This is a genomic window from Micromonospora sp. CNZ299 (genome assembly GCF_002754415.1).
On the sequence record NZ_PEFG01000001.1, the window covers coordinates 4,429,128 to 4,445,921 of the forward strand.

The window sequence follows — 16,794 nt, forward strand, 5'->3', positions numbered from 1 at the left end:
GGTCGGTCATGATCCCAGCCTCTCGTGAATAGCGGACAGGGTCGTTCCGCGATCCGTGCGACGATCGGCGTGTGACCGTCGAGGCAACGACCGAGCGGGTGCTGCGGTTGCTGGCGCTGCTCCAGCGGCGACCATCCTGGACGGCCGCCGACCTCGCCGCCGAGCTGGGCGTCACCGACCGCTGCGTCCGCCGCGACGTGCAGCGACTGCGCACACTCGGCTATCCCGTGCAGGCGGTGTCGGGCGTCGGCGGTGGCTACCAGCTCGGCGCGGGCACCCGGCTGCCGCCGTTGCTCCTCGACGACGAGGAGGCCATCGCGACGGCGGTCTCCCTGCGTCTCGCCTCGGGCGGCACGATCGCCGGTGCGGGCGAGGCGGCCCTGCGGGCGCTCGCGAAGCTCGACCAGGTGATGCCGTCGCGGCTGCGTGCCGAGGTGCGGGCGGTGCACGGCGCCACGGAGACGCTCCTGGGCCCGGTGGCCGAGATCGACGCGGAGCTGCTGGTGACCCTGGCGCGGGCCTGTCGCGACGCGGTGCGGGTCCGCTTCACCTACCCCGGCCGCGACGGTGGGGCCCGCGAACGGACGGTGGAACCGATCCGGATGGTCACCACAGGTCGCCGCTGGTATCTGATGGCCTGGGACGTCGACCGCGACGACTGGCGTACGTTCCGGCTCGACCGGATGGGCGCGGCGACCGCGACGACCTGGCGCTTCCGAGCGCGCGAGCATCCGGATCCGGTCGCGTACGTGCAGCGGTCGGTGACCGAGGCGCCGTACCGGTATCTCGCCCGCGTGCGGGTGCACGCCCAGCCGGACCGGGTGCGGGCGTTGGTGCCACCGCAGGTCGGGCGGGTCGAGGACGACCGGGACGGATGGTGCGTGCTGATCGTCGGCGGCGAGAGCCTGGACTGGCTCGCCGCGCATCTGGCACGCCTCGATCACGAGATGGAGGTGCTGGAGCCTCCCGAGTTGCGCGAGGCCGTCGGCCGCCTCGCCCGTCGCCTCGCCGTGCTGGCGGGTGGGCCATCGGAACCGGGCGGGTAGTGGCGCAGCGCGTAGTGCCGCAGCGACACCGGGCTGCCGTCCGGGGCGGTCCATGGTGCCGTGCTCGTCCCGACGCGCCGCCAGCCGGTGCGCTCGTAGAGCGCGGCGGCCGCGGCACCACCGGCGGCCAGCTCCAGCACCAGGTCCGTACCGCGTCTGCTCGCCCACTGCCGGGCCCGGTCCAGCAGCGCGCTGCCCAGCGCCAACCCTCGGGCGGACGGCACCACGAAGAGGCGAGCCACCTCGGCTGTCGGCCGGGCCGGCGGCCCGCCCACCGGGTCGGGGATCCGATGCACCGCGACATGCCCCACGACGGCCCCGTCGGCGTCGACCGCCACCCAGGCGCGCGCCGGGTGCGGCTCGCGCAGCCAGCGGTGCGGGTCGGCGGGCCAGTTCAGCGGGTACCTGTCGACCCGGTGAACCTCGGCGAGCCCCGCGACGCAGCCGTCCAGGTCGGTGGCGCGCCGCCGGCGGATCCGGGGCTGGTTCACAGGTCGTCGAACGGGCCGGCGTAGCGGAACTCACCGCGGATCGACTCCCGCCACGCGGTCAGCGGCCGGGCCTGGAAATACTGCGGCCCCCACGGCTGCGGCGGGGTGACGCCCAGCTCGACGGCGGGCCGGAACCCGAAGCGCGGGTAGTAGTCAGGGTGCCCGAGCAGCACCACCAGCGGCTCGTCCCGCGCGTCGGCCGCCCCGAGCACCGCGTGCATCAACGCGTGGCCCACCCCACGGCGCTGCCAGTCGGGCAGCACACCGAGCGGCCCCAGCCCGAGCGCCACCGGCTCGCCGGCCACCCGGCCGCGCGTGGCCACCACGTGCCCCACCACCTGGCCGTCCGAATCGGTCGCCACCAGCGAGTACGCGGGCAGCCAACCCTCGTCGGCGCGCAGCGCGTCGACCAGGGTGGCCTCGACCGGTACGCCAGCGCCGTCGGTCCTGGCGAAGGCGGCGGAGTGAACCGCCCGGATGGCGTCGGCGTCGGCGTCCGTCTCGCGTCTGATCAGCACCGCGCCACCATAGGCCCACCGTGTCGCCGGCTCCACGCCTTTATCACCTGCGCCGACGTGTCGACGGTCGTTGCTTCGGCGTCGTGCCGGCGGGCACGCCCGGCGGGCATGACGCGAAAACGACTGATGACTGTGCGGCATAAATATGCCTCACAGTCATCAAGCTCATGGGCCCAAGGCCCCCGCGGCCGGGCTGGGAATCCGGAGCAGCCGGCCGAGCCAGCCGGCCGCGCCAGCGCTGGGCCGGGCCAGGCCGGAACCGCCCGGTCCAGGCCACGCCCCGAGAGCTGGGACCTCGGACCGCAGTCCACGGGCTCGGACCCACCTCAGCCCACGGCGGTGGCCGAGGGTGGGGCGCTGCCGCCCTGGGGCACCTCCGGAGTCATCAGCCGGATGATCTCCGCCCGATCGGCCGCCGAGGGCATACCCCATTCGGGCCGGTAGCCGTACACCTCATGCAGTGGGGTTGAGCAGGTGCGGCCGTTCAGGATCTCCACGGCGTCGGTGCCGATCAGGCCGGGGTGTTCGACGCCGCAGGCCTCGGCGACCTTGGTCAGGTCGCGGCGCAGCGTCTGCAGGTAGTTGGCCGCCCGGACCGACTTCAAAGTCGGGTCCAGGCCCCGGGTGAGCCACGTGTTCTGCGTCGCGACACCCGTGGGGCAGGTGTCGGTGTGGCACTTCTGTGCCTGGATGCAGCCGACCGACAGCATTGCCTCCCGGCCGACGTTGACCAGGTCGCAGCCGAGCGCGAAGGCCACGATGGCGTTGTCCGGCAGGCCGAGTTTGCCGCCGCCGATGAAGACCACCTGCTCGTGCAGGTCGTGCTCGGCGAACACCTTGTAGACCCGGGAGAAGCCCTGCTGGAACGGGAGCGACACCGAGTCGGTGAAGATCAGCGGCGCGGCGCCCGTCCCACCCTCGCCACCGTCGATGGTCACGAAGTCGACGCCTCGGCCGGTGTCGCGCATCAGGGTGGCCAGCTCCTGCCAGAAGCCCAGGTCACCGACCGCCGACTTGATGCCGACCGGCAGGCCCGTCTCGGCGGCCAGCAGCTCCACCCAGTCGAGCAGGCTGTCGCAGTCGGAGAACTCGGCGTGCCGGGACGGGCTGACGCAGTCCTGACCGGCCGGGATGCCCCGGGTGGCGGCGATCTCGGCGGACACCTTCGCCCCCGGCAGCAGCCCGCCGAGGCTCGGCTTGGCGCCCTGGCTCAGCTTGATCTCCAACGCCTTGACCGGTGCGCCGGCCACCAGGTCCTTCAACCGGTCGAGGCTGAACCGGCCGTGTTCGTCGCGGCAACCGAAGTACGCCGTCCCGAGTTGGAAGACCAGGTCACCGCCGTTGCGGTGGTACGGCGACAGGCCACCCTCGCCGGTGTTCTGCAGGCAGCCGGCGAGTGCGGCCCCCTTGTTCAACGCGGTGATGGCATTGCCGGAGAGCGAACCGAAGCTCATGCCGGAGATGTTGACCACCGACTCCGGGCGGAACGCGCGGGCCCGCCCCCGGGCCGCGCCGAGCACCTTCGCGGACGGCAACCGCACGTCGTGCCCGGCGGCGGGTGTCGACGGCGGCACGGCCCGGCCGAACGTGCGGTGCTTGATGATCGGGTAGCCGGGGGTGTACTCGATGTCGTTGTCCGTGCCGAAGCCGAAGTAGTTGTTCTCCTGCTTCGCCGACGCGTACACCCAGCGGCGTTGGTCGCGGGTGAACGGCCGTTCCTCGTTGTTGCCGGCGACGATGTACTGCCGTAACTCCGGGCCGATCGCCTCCAACAGGTAACGGGCGCGACCGAGCACCGGATAGTTGCGCAGCAAGGCGTGGTCGCGCTGGATCAGGTCCCGCGCGGCGAGCGCCGCGACGGCGGCGGCGACAGCGGGTACGGCTCGACGGGCCCATTTCATGCCCGGCACTCTTTCCGCCCGCACCTCCGGCCAAACCGGCCCCGCCGATCCAATGCGCTGGTCAGGACCGGGGCGGGGACCAGGAGGCGCGCCCGGCGGCGGTGCGGGGCGTACCCGCACCACCGCCCGGGGGCTCAGCGACGCCGGAAGGACTCGCGGACCGACCCGCCGACCACCGTGCACCACGTGCTCGGGCTCAGCTTGCCGTTGCGGGGCAGGCCGTGCAGCGCCTGGAGGTCCTGCACCGCGGCCCGGGTGGCGTGGTCGTAGGCCCCGGTGACGGTGACCGCGTACCCCTTGGTGGCGAGGATTTCCTGCACCGCCGTGACCGGCGCGCCGGTGGCGTGCTGGTCCAGCTCCGGGACCAGGGTCTCCCAGGTCGGCGTGGTGAGGGTGGCGTCCACGTCCACCGTGATGCCGTTGCGGGCCTGCCAGTCCTGCACGGCCGCCACTGTCGCGGCGTCGAACGTGCCGCTGACCGTCACCGCGTAGCCCCGGAACGCGAGCAGGTGCTGCACCACCCGGACCGAGGGGGAGTTGACGAACCGCCACAGGTCCGGCCAGCGGCGGGCCGGCACCTCGCCCAGCGTCGTGCCGAGGGCGGCGTGCACCCGCCGACGCAGCTCCGGGAACTGCCGGTAGAAGGCGGCGCCCGGGCACTCGGTGGTGCGGAAGTCCCAGTGGCCGAAGATGTCATGGGCGTGCAGCCCGTACTGCCGGCAGATCGCGACGCAAAGCTTGACCAGCGAGTCGGTCAGCGCCTTCGGCGGCGTCTCGGTGACGTAGGTGCCCTCGTTCTCGATGCCGATGGCCCGGCCGTTCTCGCCCGGGCAGTGCGCCGAGATCATCTGGCGGTCGCCGGCTTCGAGGCGTTCCAGGCTGCCCCGGCGACCCTCCAGCACGTAGCCGCCGCGGCTCACCGTGAAGTGCTGGCCGGTGTCCGACCAGCCGTTGCCGTCCATGTGCAGGTCCTGGCACTCGTGGGCCAGTTTGACCGCCTGCTCGCGGGAGTAGTCGGTGACGTTCGGAAACGCCATGTGGTGCACGATGATCTTGTTGGTGGCGATGGCGCTGACCGACAGCGGGTCCTTCGGCGGACGGGCGGCCCACTCGTCGCAGCTGATGATCCAGTCCAGGTCGGCGCCGGGGGCGGCGGCCTGCGCCGAGGTGGGGAAGGCCAGTTCGCTCCCGACGACGGCGACCGTGGCGGCGCCGAGACCGGCTCGCAGCAGTGTCCGGCGATCCACTTCGGAATGGTCGACGTGCATGACATCTCCTCCTGCGGCCGACGGCGGGGGATGAAAAGTAGCTCCAGTGGCCGCACGCACTCCGGAGAATATTGCCAAGACTCGGCGCGCGCCAGAGCTCCGCGCCACCTCATGATCACTTGGGTTTCCGCGACTCGGGTCGGGGGTAGGTCGGGGCTGACCATCCCGGCTGCCCGCATGAAGGAATGACCATATGAGTGACAACGTCAGCGACGCGGTGGGCGACGCCCTCCGATCGGTGATGCTCTTCCTGCCCAAGGCCGTCGCCTTCCTGGCGATCCTGGTGGCGGGATGGCTGATCGCCAAGGCCGTACTGAAGATCGTGGAAAAGGTCCTGGAACGGGTGGGCTTCGACCGCGCCGTCGAACGAGGCGGCATCCGCCGCGCGTTGAGTCGCTCCCGGTACGACGCCAGCGACATCGTCGCGAAGCTCGTCTACTACGGGTTGCTGCTGTTCACCCTGCAACTCGCCTTCGGCATCTGGGGGCCCAACCCGATCTCCGACCTGCTCGGCGCGGTGATCGCGTGGCTGCCGCGCGCGTTCGTCGCGATCGTCATCGTCGTGGTGGCCGCCGCGATCGCCAACGCGGTCAAGGACATCATCAGCGGCGCGCTCGGCGGCCTGTCGTACGGCCGGGTGCTGGCCACCATCGCCTCGGTGTTCATCCTCGGCCTCGGCGTCATCGCCGCGCTGAACCAGATCGGGGTGGCCACCGCGGTCACCACCCCTGTTCTGATCGCGGTGCTGGCCACGATCGGCGGCATCCTCGTCGTCGGGGTCGGCGGTGGCCTCATCCGTCCGATGCAGAATCGTTGGGAGGCGTGGCTGACCCGCGCCGAGCAGGAGTCGCAGCAGATCGCCGCGCACGCCCGCGCCTACCGCGAGGGGCGCCGCGACGCCGAGGCCGAGCTGGCCCGGGCGTCCGCCGCCCCCGCCGAGCCGGCCCGGCCGCCGTTCGTCGCCGACGACCCGGAGCGCACCCAGATGCTGACGCGACCGACCGACACGGAGGCCACCCAGGTGGTGCGTGCACCCTCCGACCCGGAGGCCACCCAGGTGGTGACCCGCCCGGCCGACTCGGAGGCCACCCAGGTGGTCAGCCGGGGCGGCGACGCGGACACGACCCAGGTGGTCGGCCGGGGTGATGGCGACTCGGACACGACCCAGGTGGTGAGCACCGGCACCGGTGGTGCGGTGCCCGGTCCGCGTACCAGCGACGACAGCGAGACCACCACTGTCATCCCGCCGGTGGACCGGCGCTGACCAGCAGTCGTTGAAGCGGGGCGGGATCGATCGGATCCCGCCCCGCTTCGCGTTGTCCGGCACGCCGAAAGTGCTTTCCGGCGCGCCGGTGCGCGTCTAGCATCGCTGACATGACCTGGCGACATTGATCCAGCAGAGCAGGCCGATCCCGTGGGCCACCACCGGCACCGCACGTCCGGTGTCCGTCTCCACTCCCACGGGAAGGCCCCATGATTCACCTCGCCTCGCGCGTGCCCGACCCGGCGGTCCGTCGTCTGACGGCCACCCTCTACGGGTACGCGTTCCTCAGCGACCTCGTCCTGCTCTACCCGCTGTACGTGGTGTTCTTCGCCGACACCGGGTTGTCGGTGGGGCAGATCTCGTCGCTCTTCGTCATCTGGTCGGCCGCCGGCATCCTGTTCGAGGTGCCGTCCGGCGCGTGGGCCGACGTGGTGTCCCGTCGGCTGCTGTTGTGCCTTGCCCCGCTGGTGACCGCCGCCGGGTTCGCACTCTGGGTCCTGCTGCCGTCGTACCCCGCGTTCGCGATCGGGTTCCTCCTCTGGGGCGCCGGCGGAGCGCTCGTCTCCGGTGCCCTGGAGGCGCTGGTCTGGACCGAGTTGGACCGGCTCGGCGCGGTCGGCCGGTACGCCCGGGTGCTCGGGCGCGCGCGGACGGCCGGTGTGCTGGGCGTGGTGGTCTCCGGAGTGCTCGCCGGCCCGGTGCTCGCCGTCGGCGGGTACCCGGCGGTCGGCGCGGCCAGCGTGCTCGCCTGTCTGCTCGCCACGATCGTCGCCGCCCGGTTCCCGGAGCGCCGCCCACCAGCCGACGCCCCGGTCGACGCGCCCGTCCAGGTTGGCGTGCCCGTCCCGGCCAGCGGGCACGACCCGGCCGCTGCGGTACGGCCCGTGGCTGCGGCCATGCCCGGGGATCGCGAGCCGGACGGCTCCCCAGCGGACGACGAGGGCGACCTGGGTTGGTGGGACACACTGCGGGCCGGAGTGACGCAGGTCCGCACCCGCCCACCGGTGCGGTCAGCCGTGCTGCTGGTCGCCGTGGTCGCCGCCGACTGGGGCGCCCTGGACGAGTATTCCCCGCTGCTGGCCCTGGACACCGGTGTGCGGGCGGAGGTCGTACCGCTGCTGCTCCTGCTGCTCTGGGCCGGGGTGACAGTTGGCGGGCTGCTCGCCGGAGTGGGGGAGCGGTTGGGCCGCCGCGGCTACGCCGCTCTGCTGGGCCTGGTCGGTGTCGGGCTGGCCGGTGGCGCGTTGACCGGGCGACCGGCCGGCTTCGTGCTGCTCGCGCTGGGATTCGGTGCCGCGCAGTTGGCCACCGTGCTGGCCGACGCGCGGCTCCAGGCCAGGATCACCGGCAACAGCCGCGCCACCGTCACGTCGCTGGCCGGGATGGCCACCGACCTGCTGATCATCGGGACGTACGCCGGTTATGGCCTCCTGGCCACAGTGGTCGGCAACGCGGTGGCGTTCGCGGTGACAGCCGGCCCGTACCTCGTGCTGGGCCTGGTGCTGTTGACCCGGCGGCGCCCGACGGTCGTGCCCGCCAGCAGTACGGCGGCTGCGGCGCACGGCCCGCGATGACCGGGGACCCGGCGGCGGCCGACGTGGCCGCCGCCGGCCCTCGCTCAGCTGGACAGGTGCAGGAACGACCACTGGTGGCCGTCGAGGTCGCGGAAACCGCGCATGTACATCGGCCCGTTGGCCATGCCGGGCCCGAGCGACTGCCCGCCGGCGACAGCCGCCCGGTCGACCTGCTCGTCGACCTGCTCGCGGCTCTGCGTCGACAACCCGACGACGACCTCCCGGCTGGTCTCCGTGTCGGTGGCGGCGACACCGGTGTACGACTCGAAGCCGGAGCGGAGGTGCAGCACCAGGCGGGTGCTGTCGGAGATGGTGAACACCATGGTGTCCCCGTCCAGGTCGGCCTGGTCGCTGGTGAACCCGAGCGCCCGGTAGAACTCGGCGGCAGTGGTCAGGTCGCGCACCGGCAGGTTGATGAACGTCATGGTCATCGGTTGTCTCCGTTCGACTCGAGCAGTGCCTTCAACGCGGCGAGCCGCTCCCGCCAGTACGCCTTCAGCTCGGCGGCCTGCTCGGCTCCGGTCAGCTTCTCGTGCAGCACGCTGACCCGGGCCTTCGACTCGCCGACAGCGTCGAAGCCGACGACGATCCGGGTGGGACCACCGGCCCAGTCGGCCCGGAAGCTGCGGGGCGCGGTGGTGGTGCGGACGCGTACCTCGACGTCGGGCAGCCACCTGGCGCGTGCCGTCTCGTCGGCGAACGCCTCGTACAGTCGCGCCGCCGGCACCGCCACCGTCCGGCTGGCAGCGGCCGAGAAGCCCCCGTCGCGTTGCTGGCCGGGCGCGCGCAGGCCACGCGCCTGCTCGTACCCGACGGTGATGGTTTGTGACCACCAGCCCGGCACGTCGTGCTCGGTGACCAGGTGGCGGGCGATCTGGGTGTGGGTCTGCTCGGTGGCGGCCGTGGCGTCGAGCAGGGCGAACCACTCGGCCCAGCCACGGCCGGTCCGGGCGCGGATCAGGTCGTCGGCGATCCGCTCGATCTGCGCCGCGGCGGGCGGGGGAGACGGGGCCGGGGACGGCTCGGTTGCCGGCTCGGTGGCCTTGTTGATCAGGTGTCGGCGGGCGGTGGTGTAGCTCTCGCCGGTCTTCTCCATCCGGGTGCGGACCCGGGTCTTGAACGATCTCTGGTTGGTCATCACATGCTCCCGGTCAACGGCACGGTCACCGGGACCCACGCTCCCGCCGACCCCGCCGCAGTGGGGCATGTGGCACCACGTCCCGAGGGCTCAGGGCCCCCTTTGCCTCCGCGTTGCCGGCGGCGTGAGCGCCGGGAGGGAGGTGCGGCGCAGGACTACGCCAAGGAGATCCTACGCCAACTCGACCGTCAGGGCTGGTCACCGTCGAGGTAGACCCATTGACCGTCCTCGCGGACGAACCGGCTGTGTTCGGTCAGGGTGCCGGGCCGTCCCGCGTCCCGGTGGTGGGCGTGGAACGTCACAGTGCCGGCGGCGTCGAGCAGGCCGCCCCGCTCGGTCTCGACGATCTCCAGTCGTGTCCACCGCTGGCCCGGGTCCAACTCCAGGGAGGCGGGCCGGGTCGAGGAGTGCCAGCTGCGCAGCAGGTAGCCGGTGTCGCCGAGGGCGAAGGCGCTGAACCGGGAGCGCATCAGCGCCTCGGCCGTCCCTGCCGGGCTGTCGCCGCTGTGCGCCGGAGCACAGCAGTCCGCGTACGCCTGGCCGGAGCCGCACGGGCAGGCCCGTCCCGTCGTCGTGTTCGCCCGTCGGCGTCCCGCACCCTTACCCACGTCGTCATCCTGCCCCACGGAAATCGGGGTGTCCGGCAGGGTCCGACACCCCGACTTCAAGGAACCCGAGTCGATCACGCCAGCCGGTCGGGGCCGGCCGGGGCGATCAGAGCCAGCCGGAGCGGCGGAACAGCCGGTACAGGAAGAGGGCGGCCGCCGCCATCAGGGCAAGGGCACCGGCGTAGCCGTAGCGCCAGGCCAGCTCCGGCATGTGGTCGAAGTTCATGCCGTAGATGCCGGCGATGCCGGTCTGGGTGGCCGCGATGGCCGCCCACGCCGCGATCTTGCGCATGTCGTTGTTCTGTTCCACGGCGAGCTGCGCCAGTCGCGACTGGACGATCGAGGTGAGCAGGTCGTCGTACGCGGCCACCCGGTCCACCGCCCTGCTCAACCGGCCGTCCACGTCCACGAACCAGCGGTGCAGGGCGCGCGGCGGGCCGTCGGGGTCGAGCAGCGTACGCATCGGCGCCTGCAACGGCAGGACCGCCCGCTTGAACTCCACCACCTCCCGTTTGAGCTGGTAGATGTGCTGGATGTCGGCGGAGCGGTCGCGGGCGAACACCGCCTCCTCGACCCGTTCCAGGTCCCGTTCCACGTGCCCGGCCACCTCCAGGTAGGAGTCGACCATCCGGGCGCAGACCGCGTACGCCACCGCCCACGGGCCAGCGGCCAGCAGCGCGGGGCGGCCCTCGATGTCGGCGCGGACGGTGCGCAGCGCCCCGGCGGCGCCGTGCCGCACGGTGATGGCGAACCGGTCCCCGAGCAGCACCATCACGTCCCCGGTGTCGATCACCTCGGAGGTGTCGGTCAGCTCGTCGTGCTCCACGTACCCTGCGGTGCGCAGCACCAGCAGCGTGACCGACCCGTGGCGTTGCACTGTCGGTCGGTGCCCGTCGGCGAGCGCCTGTTCGACGGTCAGCTCGTCCAGGCCGAAGGTGCGGCCCACCGCGGCGAGCACGGCCGGGCCCGGGTCGTGCAGTCCCAGCCACACGAAGGCGTCGCGCCCGTGCCGCGCGCGGGCGTACGCGTCGTCGTAGTGCGGTCGACCGGGCTCGCGCCGACCGTTGACGTAGACGGCGCAGTCGACCACGGCGTCCGGGTTGGACCGGCGGGGGTTGGGGGCGACGCTCTCGGGCCGGCCGAGCAGTCGACGGGCCAGCGCGCGTACGCCCTGACCGGCCCGGTCCCGTACCGGTCGCTGATCCACCGCGTGCCTCCCCGTCGCCCGCGCACCGCCCCGGTCGCGGTGTGCTCGCAGGGGATGGTGCCACCGCATTCTGCCGAGCAGGGTCCGGCTCCCGACAGCGGGGCGGGTGGCTCAGGCGGTGCGGGTGGCGAAGACGACGATGTTGTCGACGTAGTTGCCGGTCGAGGCGTCGAACCGGCCGCCGCAGGTGATGAGGCGCAGGCCGGCCGCGTCCGCCGGGCCGTAGACCAGCGTGCTCGGAAAGCGGTCCTTGGGGTACGCCTGGACGTCGTCCACAGTGAACGTGGCGACCTGCGCGTCGGCGCGGGTGACCTGGATCTGCTCACCGGCGCGCAGCCGACCGAGGTCGAAGAAGACCGCCGGGCCGGCCGGTGAGTCGACGTGTCCCACCAGGACGGCGTTGCCGGTCTCGCCGGGGCTCACCCCGTGCCGGTACCAGCCGGCGAGGGTGGGTTTGTCCAGTGGCGGCACCTCCAGCACCCCGGCGGCGTCCGCACCGACACCGACGACCTCGGCGCGTACGCCGATGGCGGTGATCTGCACCCGGACCGGCGCGGCGCGTGACAGCGGTGCCAGGTCCGGTGCGGGATGGGTGCGTCGCGGCGCGTCGGCCGGCGGTCGTGGTGGCCGCGCCGGGTCGGCGGTGAGACCGACGGTGATCAGCCCCAGCCCGGTCACGCCGAGCAGGGCCACCACGGCCGGTAGGGTCCGCCGCCACCACACGTGGTTACCTCCGCGCTGGATCGTCCGGGTGCCCGCGCCGGTGTCACCGGTGCGGGCACCCGTCCTCAGGGATGGAGCAGTCGCCGATCAGGCGACAGTGGACACCGGGCGTCGCCGGCGGATCAGGATCACCGCGCCGGCCAGGGCGGTGCCGAGCAGCGTGCCGCCGGCGGCCAGGGTGCCGGTGTCGCGGCTGTCGCCGCCGGAACCGGCGGGTGCGCCGCCGATCGGGGTGACGGTGAACGTGGCCGTGCCGGCCGAGCTGCCGTCGCCGCAGGTCGCCGCGACCGTGTACGTGCCCAGGGTGAACCCGGCGGTGAAGAGTTCGGCGCTGAGCCCGCCGCCGGCCGCGGCCGTGGTGGATCGGACGTTCTGATCGCGGTTGGGGCCGGTGACCCGGAAGAGGGCGTCACCCGACTTCGGGTTGCAGGTCGTCGCGGTGAGCACGACGGTCCCACCGACCGGGGTGGTGGCCGGTGACACCGTGGTGTCGGCCAGTGCGGCGCCTGGCAGCAGGAGCGTGCCGAGGCCCACGCCGAGCGCCGCCGAGCAGAGTGCTGTTGAGACCTTCATACGCGTCTTCCCTCACTTTTCGTCCGCTGACTGCGTGGGACGTCGTTCGGGTGGCCAACTCCGTGACTAGCACCGGTGTGCCCAACACTAGGTGGGTTGGGCCCACGATCAGGTGAAAATGAGAATTCCTCGTTGCCGTCACGTGTCCACCCGAAGGCGGGGAGAGCTGCGGAAAGGCCCGGACGGCCCGACCGGCACCGGTGCTCCGATCGATGTCCGCTCCGCCCGGGCTGTCGCCGCTGGGTCGATGGCGAGGTATGGCGTCGGCTGTCCAGGACCGGGTGGGCGGAACCCGGGTCGGCCGGTGGGTTACGCGGGGATCGGCTCGCCGGTCTCCAGCAGGGTCTTGAGGCTGGCCAGCAGCTCCGGCCAGCCGCCGCTGCCATCGAGTTGGCCGCTGATCGCCCGGTGCATCTCGCTCTCGGGGGAGAAGTCGTCGTGGACGACGGTCAGCCGGACGGCAGCGTGGCCGTGTGGCTCGATCTCGAAGGTCACCTTCGACCGGCGCTCACCGAGCCGGGCGACCAGTTGCTCGGGTGACCAGCCGAAGTGCTCGGCGTGCTCCGGCTGGAAGCCGTGCCAGCTGTACGCCAGGCGACGGTACGGCTCGGCGACGAGCACCCGCTGACCGAGATCGCGTGGCTCGCCGTCCGGCGTGTCCTGCCACAGCACCGGGGATCCGACCTGCCAGTCGGAGGCCAGCGCGACCCCGCCCCAGTAGCGGCGGGTGAAGGCCGGTTCGGTGAGCGCGGCCCAGAGCCGCTGCGGGGTGGTCCTGACGTAGGTGGTGTAGACGAACGCGGGACTCTCCATGGACTGTCGCTCCAATGCGGTGCTCAGGTCGGCGAGCGCGGCGGCTCGCTCGCGGTCGTATCGGCTGAGCCATCTGTCGGCGATGGCGTTGATCGGCGCGGCGTTCAGGTAGTGCACCTTCTCCCGCCCGCGCCGAATGCTCGTGACGAGGTGGGCCGCCTCCAGCACCGCGAGGTGCTTGCTGACCGCCTGTCGACTCGTTGCCAACCCGTCACAGAGCTCCCGCAGGGTCTGGCCATTGCGGTCGTTGAGCCGGTCGAGCAGTCGACGCCGGCTGGGATCGGCCAGCGCCCGGAACGCGTCGTCCATCGGCCCTCCGTAAAAAGCAACCAAGCGGTTGCCTGACAATATATGCAACCCGCCGGTTGCCTGTCAACGCGGTCGGGCTTCTGCCGCTCGGATAAATCCGGGTGGAACCGGGGGAGGCGCTGATAGGTTCGCTCGCCGTGACACAGGACAACACGACGGCCGGTCTGGGAACGGTGTTCGCCCGCCTCTGGGCGGCCAGCACCCTCTCGGCCCTGGGCAGCGGGCTGGCCACCGTCGCCGCACCGCTGTTCGTCGCCTCGCGTACCGACGATCCGCTCGTGGTGGCCGCGGCGTCCGCCGTGGCCTGGCTGCCGTGGTTGCTCTTCGCCCTGCCGGGCGGCGTCCTGGTGGACCGGATGGACCGACGCCGCCTGATGATCATCATCGACCTGGTCCGGGTGGTCGCGCTCGCCGTCCTGGCCACGGCGATCATGAGCGGTCGGGCCGGGGTGGTGCTGCTGTACGTGGTGCTGTTCGTGGTCAACACCGGTGAGATCGTGTTCCGCTCGGCCAGCCAGGCGATGTTGCCGACCGTGGTGCCCCGGCACCGCCTGGAGCGCGCCAACGGCTGGCTCGGCGGTGGCACCACTCTCATGAACGGGATGCTCGCCGGACCGCTCGGCGGGTTCCTGTTCGCGCTCTCGGCGGGCAGCCCGTTCCTCGTCAACGCCGTCACGTACGCCCTCAGCGCGGTGCTGGTGGCGCTGATTGGCGGTGACTTCCGGGCCGCCGCGACCGACTCCCGCGTACGGTCGACCCGATCGATGCGCGCCGAGATCGTCGAAGGGCTGCGCTGGCTGGCCCACCAGCGGTTGTTGCGCACGATGGCCGTGCTGATCGGCCTGCTCAACGTGACCCTCACCGCAGCGCTCGCCGTGCTCGTGCTGCTCGCCGCCGAGCGGCTGCGACTCGGGTCCGTCGGTTACGGGCTGCTGTTCACCTGCATGGCAGTCGGCGGGGTGCTCGGCGCGCTCCTCGGCGACCGGCTCATCGCCTGGATCAGCCCCACCTGGACGATCCGGGTCGGTCTGCTGATCGAGGCGGGCTTGCACCTGGCGCTGGCCGCCTCGCGCAGCACCATCGTGGTCGGGATCGCGCTTTTCGCCTTCGGCGTGCACAGCGCGCTGTGGAACATCGTGGCGAACTCCCTGCGCCAACGACTCACCCCACCGACACTGCAGGGACGGGTGGCCAGCACGACCCTCTTCGTGGCGGCGGGGGGCAACTGCGTCGGCGCACTGCTCGGCGGGCTGCTCGCCGCCCGGTTCGGCATCACCGCGCCGTACTGGGTCGGGTTGGTGGTGGCCATCGGCGTCTCCTTGGCCACCTGGCGGGTCTTCGACCGCGCGACGGTGGCACGTGCCTACGCCGATCCGCCCCCGGCCGAGCAGCGGCCCACGCCGGTGCCCTGAGCCCTGTGCCGGGTGGCGGCGCGCGGCCGCCCGCGGCGGTGTGGCAGCGTGGTGCGGTGACCGATTCCGCGCCGCTCGATGTCGACCTCGCGCTGCTCGGCGGTGGCGGCGCGGCGTCGTTGCTGCTCGCCGCACTGGACCGGCACGATGTGCGGGATCTGCGCATCGCCGTCGTCGATCCGGTCCGTCGGCGCGGTCAGGACCGCACCTGGGCGTTCTGGGGCCACCCGGGCACCGATCTGGACCCGCTGCTCAGTGCGAGCTGGCAGCAGGTCGAGGTGGCGACACCGGCCCGGCGCCGCGTCCTGGACCTGACCCCGCTGAGGTACGCCATGCTCCGCTCCGGCCCGGTCTACGACCGGGCTGCCGCAGCCGAGCGCCGGCTGGACGCCACCCGGATCGTCGCACCCGCCGAGACGGTGACCGACGACGGCACACGGGTGCTGGTGCGCACCGGCGACGGGCAGACCGTACGGGCCGGCTGGGTGCTCGACTCCCGCCCCCGCCCGCCGGCGCGAGCGGGGCGGACCACCTGGTTGCAGCACTTCCGCGGCTGGTGGTTGGAGGCCGACCGGCCCGTCTTCGACCCGGCGCGCGCGGTGCTGATGGACTTCCGCACCCCGCAGCCGCCCCGGGGCGTCTCCTTCGGCTACGTGCTGCCAGTGAGCGACAGGTACGCCCTGGTCGAGTACACCGAGTTCTCGCCCGACCTGCTCACCGACGCCGGGTACGACGCGGCGCTGGCCGGCTACCGGGACCTGCTCGGCCTGGACCCTGCCGGGCTGCGCGTGCGCGAGGTGGAGAACGGGGTGATCCCGATGACCGACGCGCCGTTCCCGGCCCGGCCCTCACCCCGGGTGGTCCGGCTCGGTACGGCCGGTGGTGCGACCCGCCCCTCCACCGGCTTCACCTTCTCCGCCATGTACCGACAGGCCGACCAGGTGGCCCGTGCCCTCGCGGCGGGACGACCCCCGGTGCCGCGGGCGGCGTACCCGCGCCGGCACCGTTGGATGGACGCGGTGGCTCTGCGGGCGCTGGACCGGGGCGGGGTCGGCGGTCCGGACTTCTTCGACCGGCTCTTCGACCGCAACCCGGCCGAGCGGGTGCTGCGCTTCCTCGACGGCGTCACCACCCCGGCCGAGGAGGTCGCGATCATGAATTCGACCCGGCTGCTGCCGATGATCGCCGCCACCGCTGGCGACGCGGCACACCGCGTCCGCGACCGACTGCGCCCGACCCGCCCGGCGCCGGCCGTCCCGCCTGCCGTGGTGGGCGACCCGCTGGGCTCGGAGCCCCGCGCGGGTGGAGCACCCCGCCCGACCTGACCGGCGTCGTCCTGACCTGACCGGCGTCGTCTCCTGCGCCGCCTGTCGAGCTGCCCCGGGAGTGGGGCACCCAGGGCTGCCGCCTCGGCGCGCCGGCCCCCCGAGAGGGGAGGACGAGGTCACCGCCCGGTAGGTTGCCGGGCATGGTGGACGCGGCGGCCGGCAGGGGCGTGCAGATCTGGACCGACGGGGCGTGCAGTGGCAACCCCGGGCCGGGCGGTTGGGGTGTGCTGTTGCGCTACGGCGACCACGAGCGGGAGTTGTGCGGTGGCGAGGCCACCCCGACCACCAACAACCGGATGGAGCTGATGGCGGCCATCCAGGCGTTGGAGAGCCTGAACCGGCCGGTCACCGTCGAGCTGCACACCGACAGCACGTACGTGCGCAACGGCATCACCAGTTGGCTGGCGTCCTGGAAGCGCAACGGCTGGCTGACCGCCGCGAAGCAGCCGGTGAAGAACGCCGACCTGTGGCAGCGGCTGGAGGCGGCCTGCGAGCGGCACCAGGTCACCTGGCTGTGGGTCAAGGGGCACAACGGTCACCCGGAGAACGAGCGGGCCGACGGGCTGGCCAACAAGGGCATGACCGAGGCGCGAGCCGCACTGGCCAGCCGCTGAGCCCGGG

General features: G+C 72.6%; 16 protein-coding genes and 1 pseudogene. 6 read left to right on the top strand and 11 right to left on the bottom strand.

From position 1 onward, the window contains the following. Positions 1-71 precede the first annotated feature (71 nt). Positions 72-1,046 (top strand): helix-turn-helix transcriptional regulator, encoded by a 975-nt coding sequence (locus tag CLT68_RS20020; protein WP_099852865.1) that lies wholly within the window; start codon positions 72-74, stop codon positions 1,044-1,046. Here CLT68_RS20020 and CLT68_RS20025 read toward each other — a convergent pair. The 4 genes from CLT68_RS20025 to CLT68_RS20040 all read right to left on the bottom strand — a co-directional run bounded on the left by CLT68_RS20025 (position 941) and on the right by CLT68_RS20040 (position 5,224). Next, positions 941-1,537, bottom strand: coding sequence for a GNAT family N-acetyltransferase (locus tag CLT68_RS20025; RefSeq protein WP_088947898.1), 597 nt, complete (start codon positions 1,535-1,537; stop codon positions 941-943). The genes CLT68_RS20020 and CLT68_RS20025 overlap by 106 nt on opposite strands. After that, positions 1,534-2,055 (bottom strand): GNAT family N-acetyltransferase, encoded by a 522-nt coding sequence (locus CLT68_RS20030; protein ID WP_088951705.1) that lies wholly within the window; start codon positions 2,053-2,055, stop codon positions 1,534-1,536. The genes CLT68_RS20025 and CLT68_RS20030 overlap by 4 nt, the downstream gene beginning before the upstream one ends. Before the next feature lie 326 nt (positions 2,056-2,381). Beyond that, positions 2,382-3,956 (bottom strand): FMN-binding glutamate synthase family protein, encoded by a 1,575-nt coding sequence (locus tag CLT68_RS20035; protein WP_099852868.1) that lies wholly within the window; start codon positions 3,954-3,956, stop codon positions 2,382-2,384. 134 nt (positions 3,957-4,090) lie between these two features. Beyond that, positions 4,091-5,224, bottom strand: a complete 1,134-nt coding sequence (locus CLT68_RS20040; RefSeq protein WP_099852870.1) for a peptidoglycan recognition protein family protein — start codon at positions 5,222-5,224, stop codon at positions 4,091-4,093. 193 nt (positions 5,225-5,417) lie between these two features. On the opposite strand from CLT68_RS20040, the pseudogene CLT68_RS20045 reads away from it, so the two are divergent. Both CLT68_RS20045 and CLT68_RS20050 read left to right on the top strand, forming a co-directional pair. Further along, positions 5,418-6,129: pseudogene (locus CLT68_RS20045) on the top strand (mechanosensitive ion channel family protein); the annotation flags it as partial. Between the two features lie 568 nt (positions 6,130-6,697). Further along, on the top strand, positions 6,698-8,062 hold the full coding sequence (locus CLT68_RS20050) for an MFS transporter (protein WP_099852873.1): 1,365 nt from the start codon (positions 6,698-6,700) through the stop codon (positions 8,060-8,062). A 44-nt stretch (positions 8,063-8,106) separates the two neighbouring features. Here the strand turns inward: CLT68_RS20050 and CLT68_RS20055 are convergent, their stop codons facing one another. The 7 genes from CLT68_RS20055 to CLT68_RS20085 form a co-directional block, all read right to left on the bottom strand. Continuing rightward, positions 8,107-8,493, bottom strand: a complete 387-nt coding sequence (locus tag CLT68_RS20055; protein ID WP_099852876.1) for a VOC family protein — start codon at positions 8,491-8,493, stop codon at positions 8,107-8,109. After that, entirely contained in the window at positions 8,490-9,200 is a 711-nt protein-coding gene (locus CLT68_RS20060; RefSeq protein WP_486482248.1) for a hypothetical protein, read from the bottom strand. Before CLT68_RS20060 ends, CLT68_RS20055 begins: the two co-directional genes overlap by 4 nt. 188 nt (positions 9,201-9,388) lie before the next feature. After that, on the bottom strand, positions 9,389-9,808 hold the full coding sequence (locus tag CLT68_RS20065) for a YchJ family metal-binding protein (RefSeq protein ID WP_099857391.1): 420 nt from the start codon (positions 9,806-9,808) through the stop codon (positions 9,389-9,391). A 106-nt stretch (positions 9,809-9,914) separates the two neighbouring features. Further along, on the bottom strand, positions 9,915-11,015 hold the full coding sequence (locus CLT68_RS20070) for a magnesium and cobalt transport protein CorA (protein WP_099852879.1): 1,101 nt from the start codon (positions 11,013-11,015) through the stop codon (positions 9,915-9,917). A 111-nt stretch (positions 11,016-11,126) separates the two neighbouring features. Continuing rightward, positions 11,127-11,738 carry a class F sortase gene (locus CLT68_RS20075; RefSeq protein WP_088947904.1) on the bottom strand — a complete coding sequence of 204 codons (612 nt, stop codon included), beginning with the start codon at positions 11,736-11,738 and terminating at the stop codon, positions 11,127-11,129. An 87-nt stretch (positions 11,739-11,825) separates the two neighbouring features. After that, positions 11,826-12,311, bottom strand: coding sequence for a hypothetical protein (locus tag CLT68_RS20080; protein ID WP_099852881.1), 486 nt, complete (start codon positions 12,309-12,311; stop codon positions 11,826-11,828). Positions 12,312-12,620: 309 nt separating this feature from the next. Beyond that, complete coding sequence (locus CLT68_RS20085; RefSeq protein ID WP_099852884.1) at positions 12,621-13,433, bottom strand: metalloregulator ArsR/SmtB family transcription factor; 813 nt, start codon at positions 13,431-13,433, stop codon at positions 12,621-12,623. Between the two features lie 137 nt (positions 13,434-13,570). On the opposite strand from CLT68_RS20085, the gene CLT68_RS20090 reads away from it, so the two are divergent. The 3 genes from CLT68_RS20090 to rnhA all read left to right on the top strand — a co-directional run bounded on the left by CLT68_RS20090 (position 13,571) and on the right by rnhA (position 16,787). Beyond that, a complete protein-coding gene (locus tag CLT68_RS20090) occupies positions 13,571-14,845 on the top strand; it encodes an MFS transporter (protein WP_307871422.1) in 1,275 nt (424 codons plus the stop codon). Between the two features lie 38 nt (positions 14,846-14,883). Beyond that, positions 14,884-16,170: a lycopene cyclase family protein gene (locus tag CLT68_RS20095; RefSeq protein ID WP_486482448.1), complete on the top strand. Its 1,287-nt coding sequence runs from the start codon at positions 14,884-14,886 to the stop codon at positions 16,168-16,170. 143 nt (positions 16,171-16,313) lie between these two features. Then, positions 16,314-16,787 carry a ribonuclease HI gene (rnhA, locus tag CLT68_RS20100; RefSeq protein WP_099852890.1) on the top strand — a complete coding sequence of 158 codons (474 nt, stop codon included), beginning with the start codon at positions 16,314-16,316 and terminating at the stop codon, positions 16,785-16,787. Positions 16,788-16,794 lie beyond the last annotated feature (7 nt).

What these genes read in the sequence shown, in the direction of transcription:
- CLT68_RS20080 (WP_099852881.1), bottom strand. Translation starts at nt 12,311, where the DNA reads ATGAAGGTCTCAACAGCACTCTGCTCGGCGGCGCTCGGCGTGGGCCTC.
- CLT68_RS20055 (WP_099852876.1), bottom strand. Translation starts at nt 8,493, where the DNA reads ATGACCATGACGTTCATCAACCTGCCGGTGCGCGACCTGACCACTGCC.
- rnhA (WP_099852890.1), top strand. Translation starts at nt 16,314, where the DNA reads ATGGTGGACGCGGCGGCCGGCAGGGGCGTGCAGATCTGGACCGACGGG.
- CLT68_RS20060 (WP_486482248.1), bottom strand. Translation starts at nt 9,200, where the DNA reads ATGACCAACCAGAGATCGTTCAAGACCCGGGTCCGCACCCGGATGGAG.
- CLT68_RS20040 (WP_099852870.1), bottom strand. Translation starts at nt 5,224, where the DNA reads ATGCACGTCGACCATTCCGAAGTGGATCGCCGGACACTGCTGCGAGCC.
- CLT68_RS20085 (WP_099852884.1), bottom strand. Translation starts at nt 13,433, where the DNA reads ATGGACGACGCGTTCCGGGCGCTGGCCGATCCCAGCCGGCGTCGACTG.
- CLT68_RS20035 (WP_099852868.1), bottom strand. Translation starts at nt 3,956, where the DNA reads ATGAAATGGGCCCGTCGAGCCGTACCCGCTGTCGCCGCCGCCGTCGCG.
- CLT68_RS20050 (WP_099852873.1), top strand. Translation starts at nt 6,698, where the DNA reads ATGATTCACCTCGCCTCGCGCGTGCCCGACCCGGCGGTCCGTCGTCTG.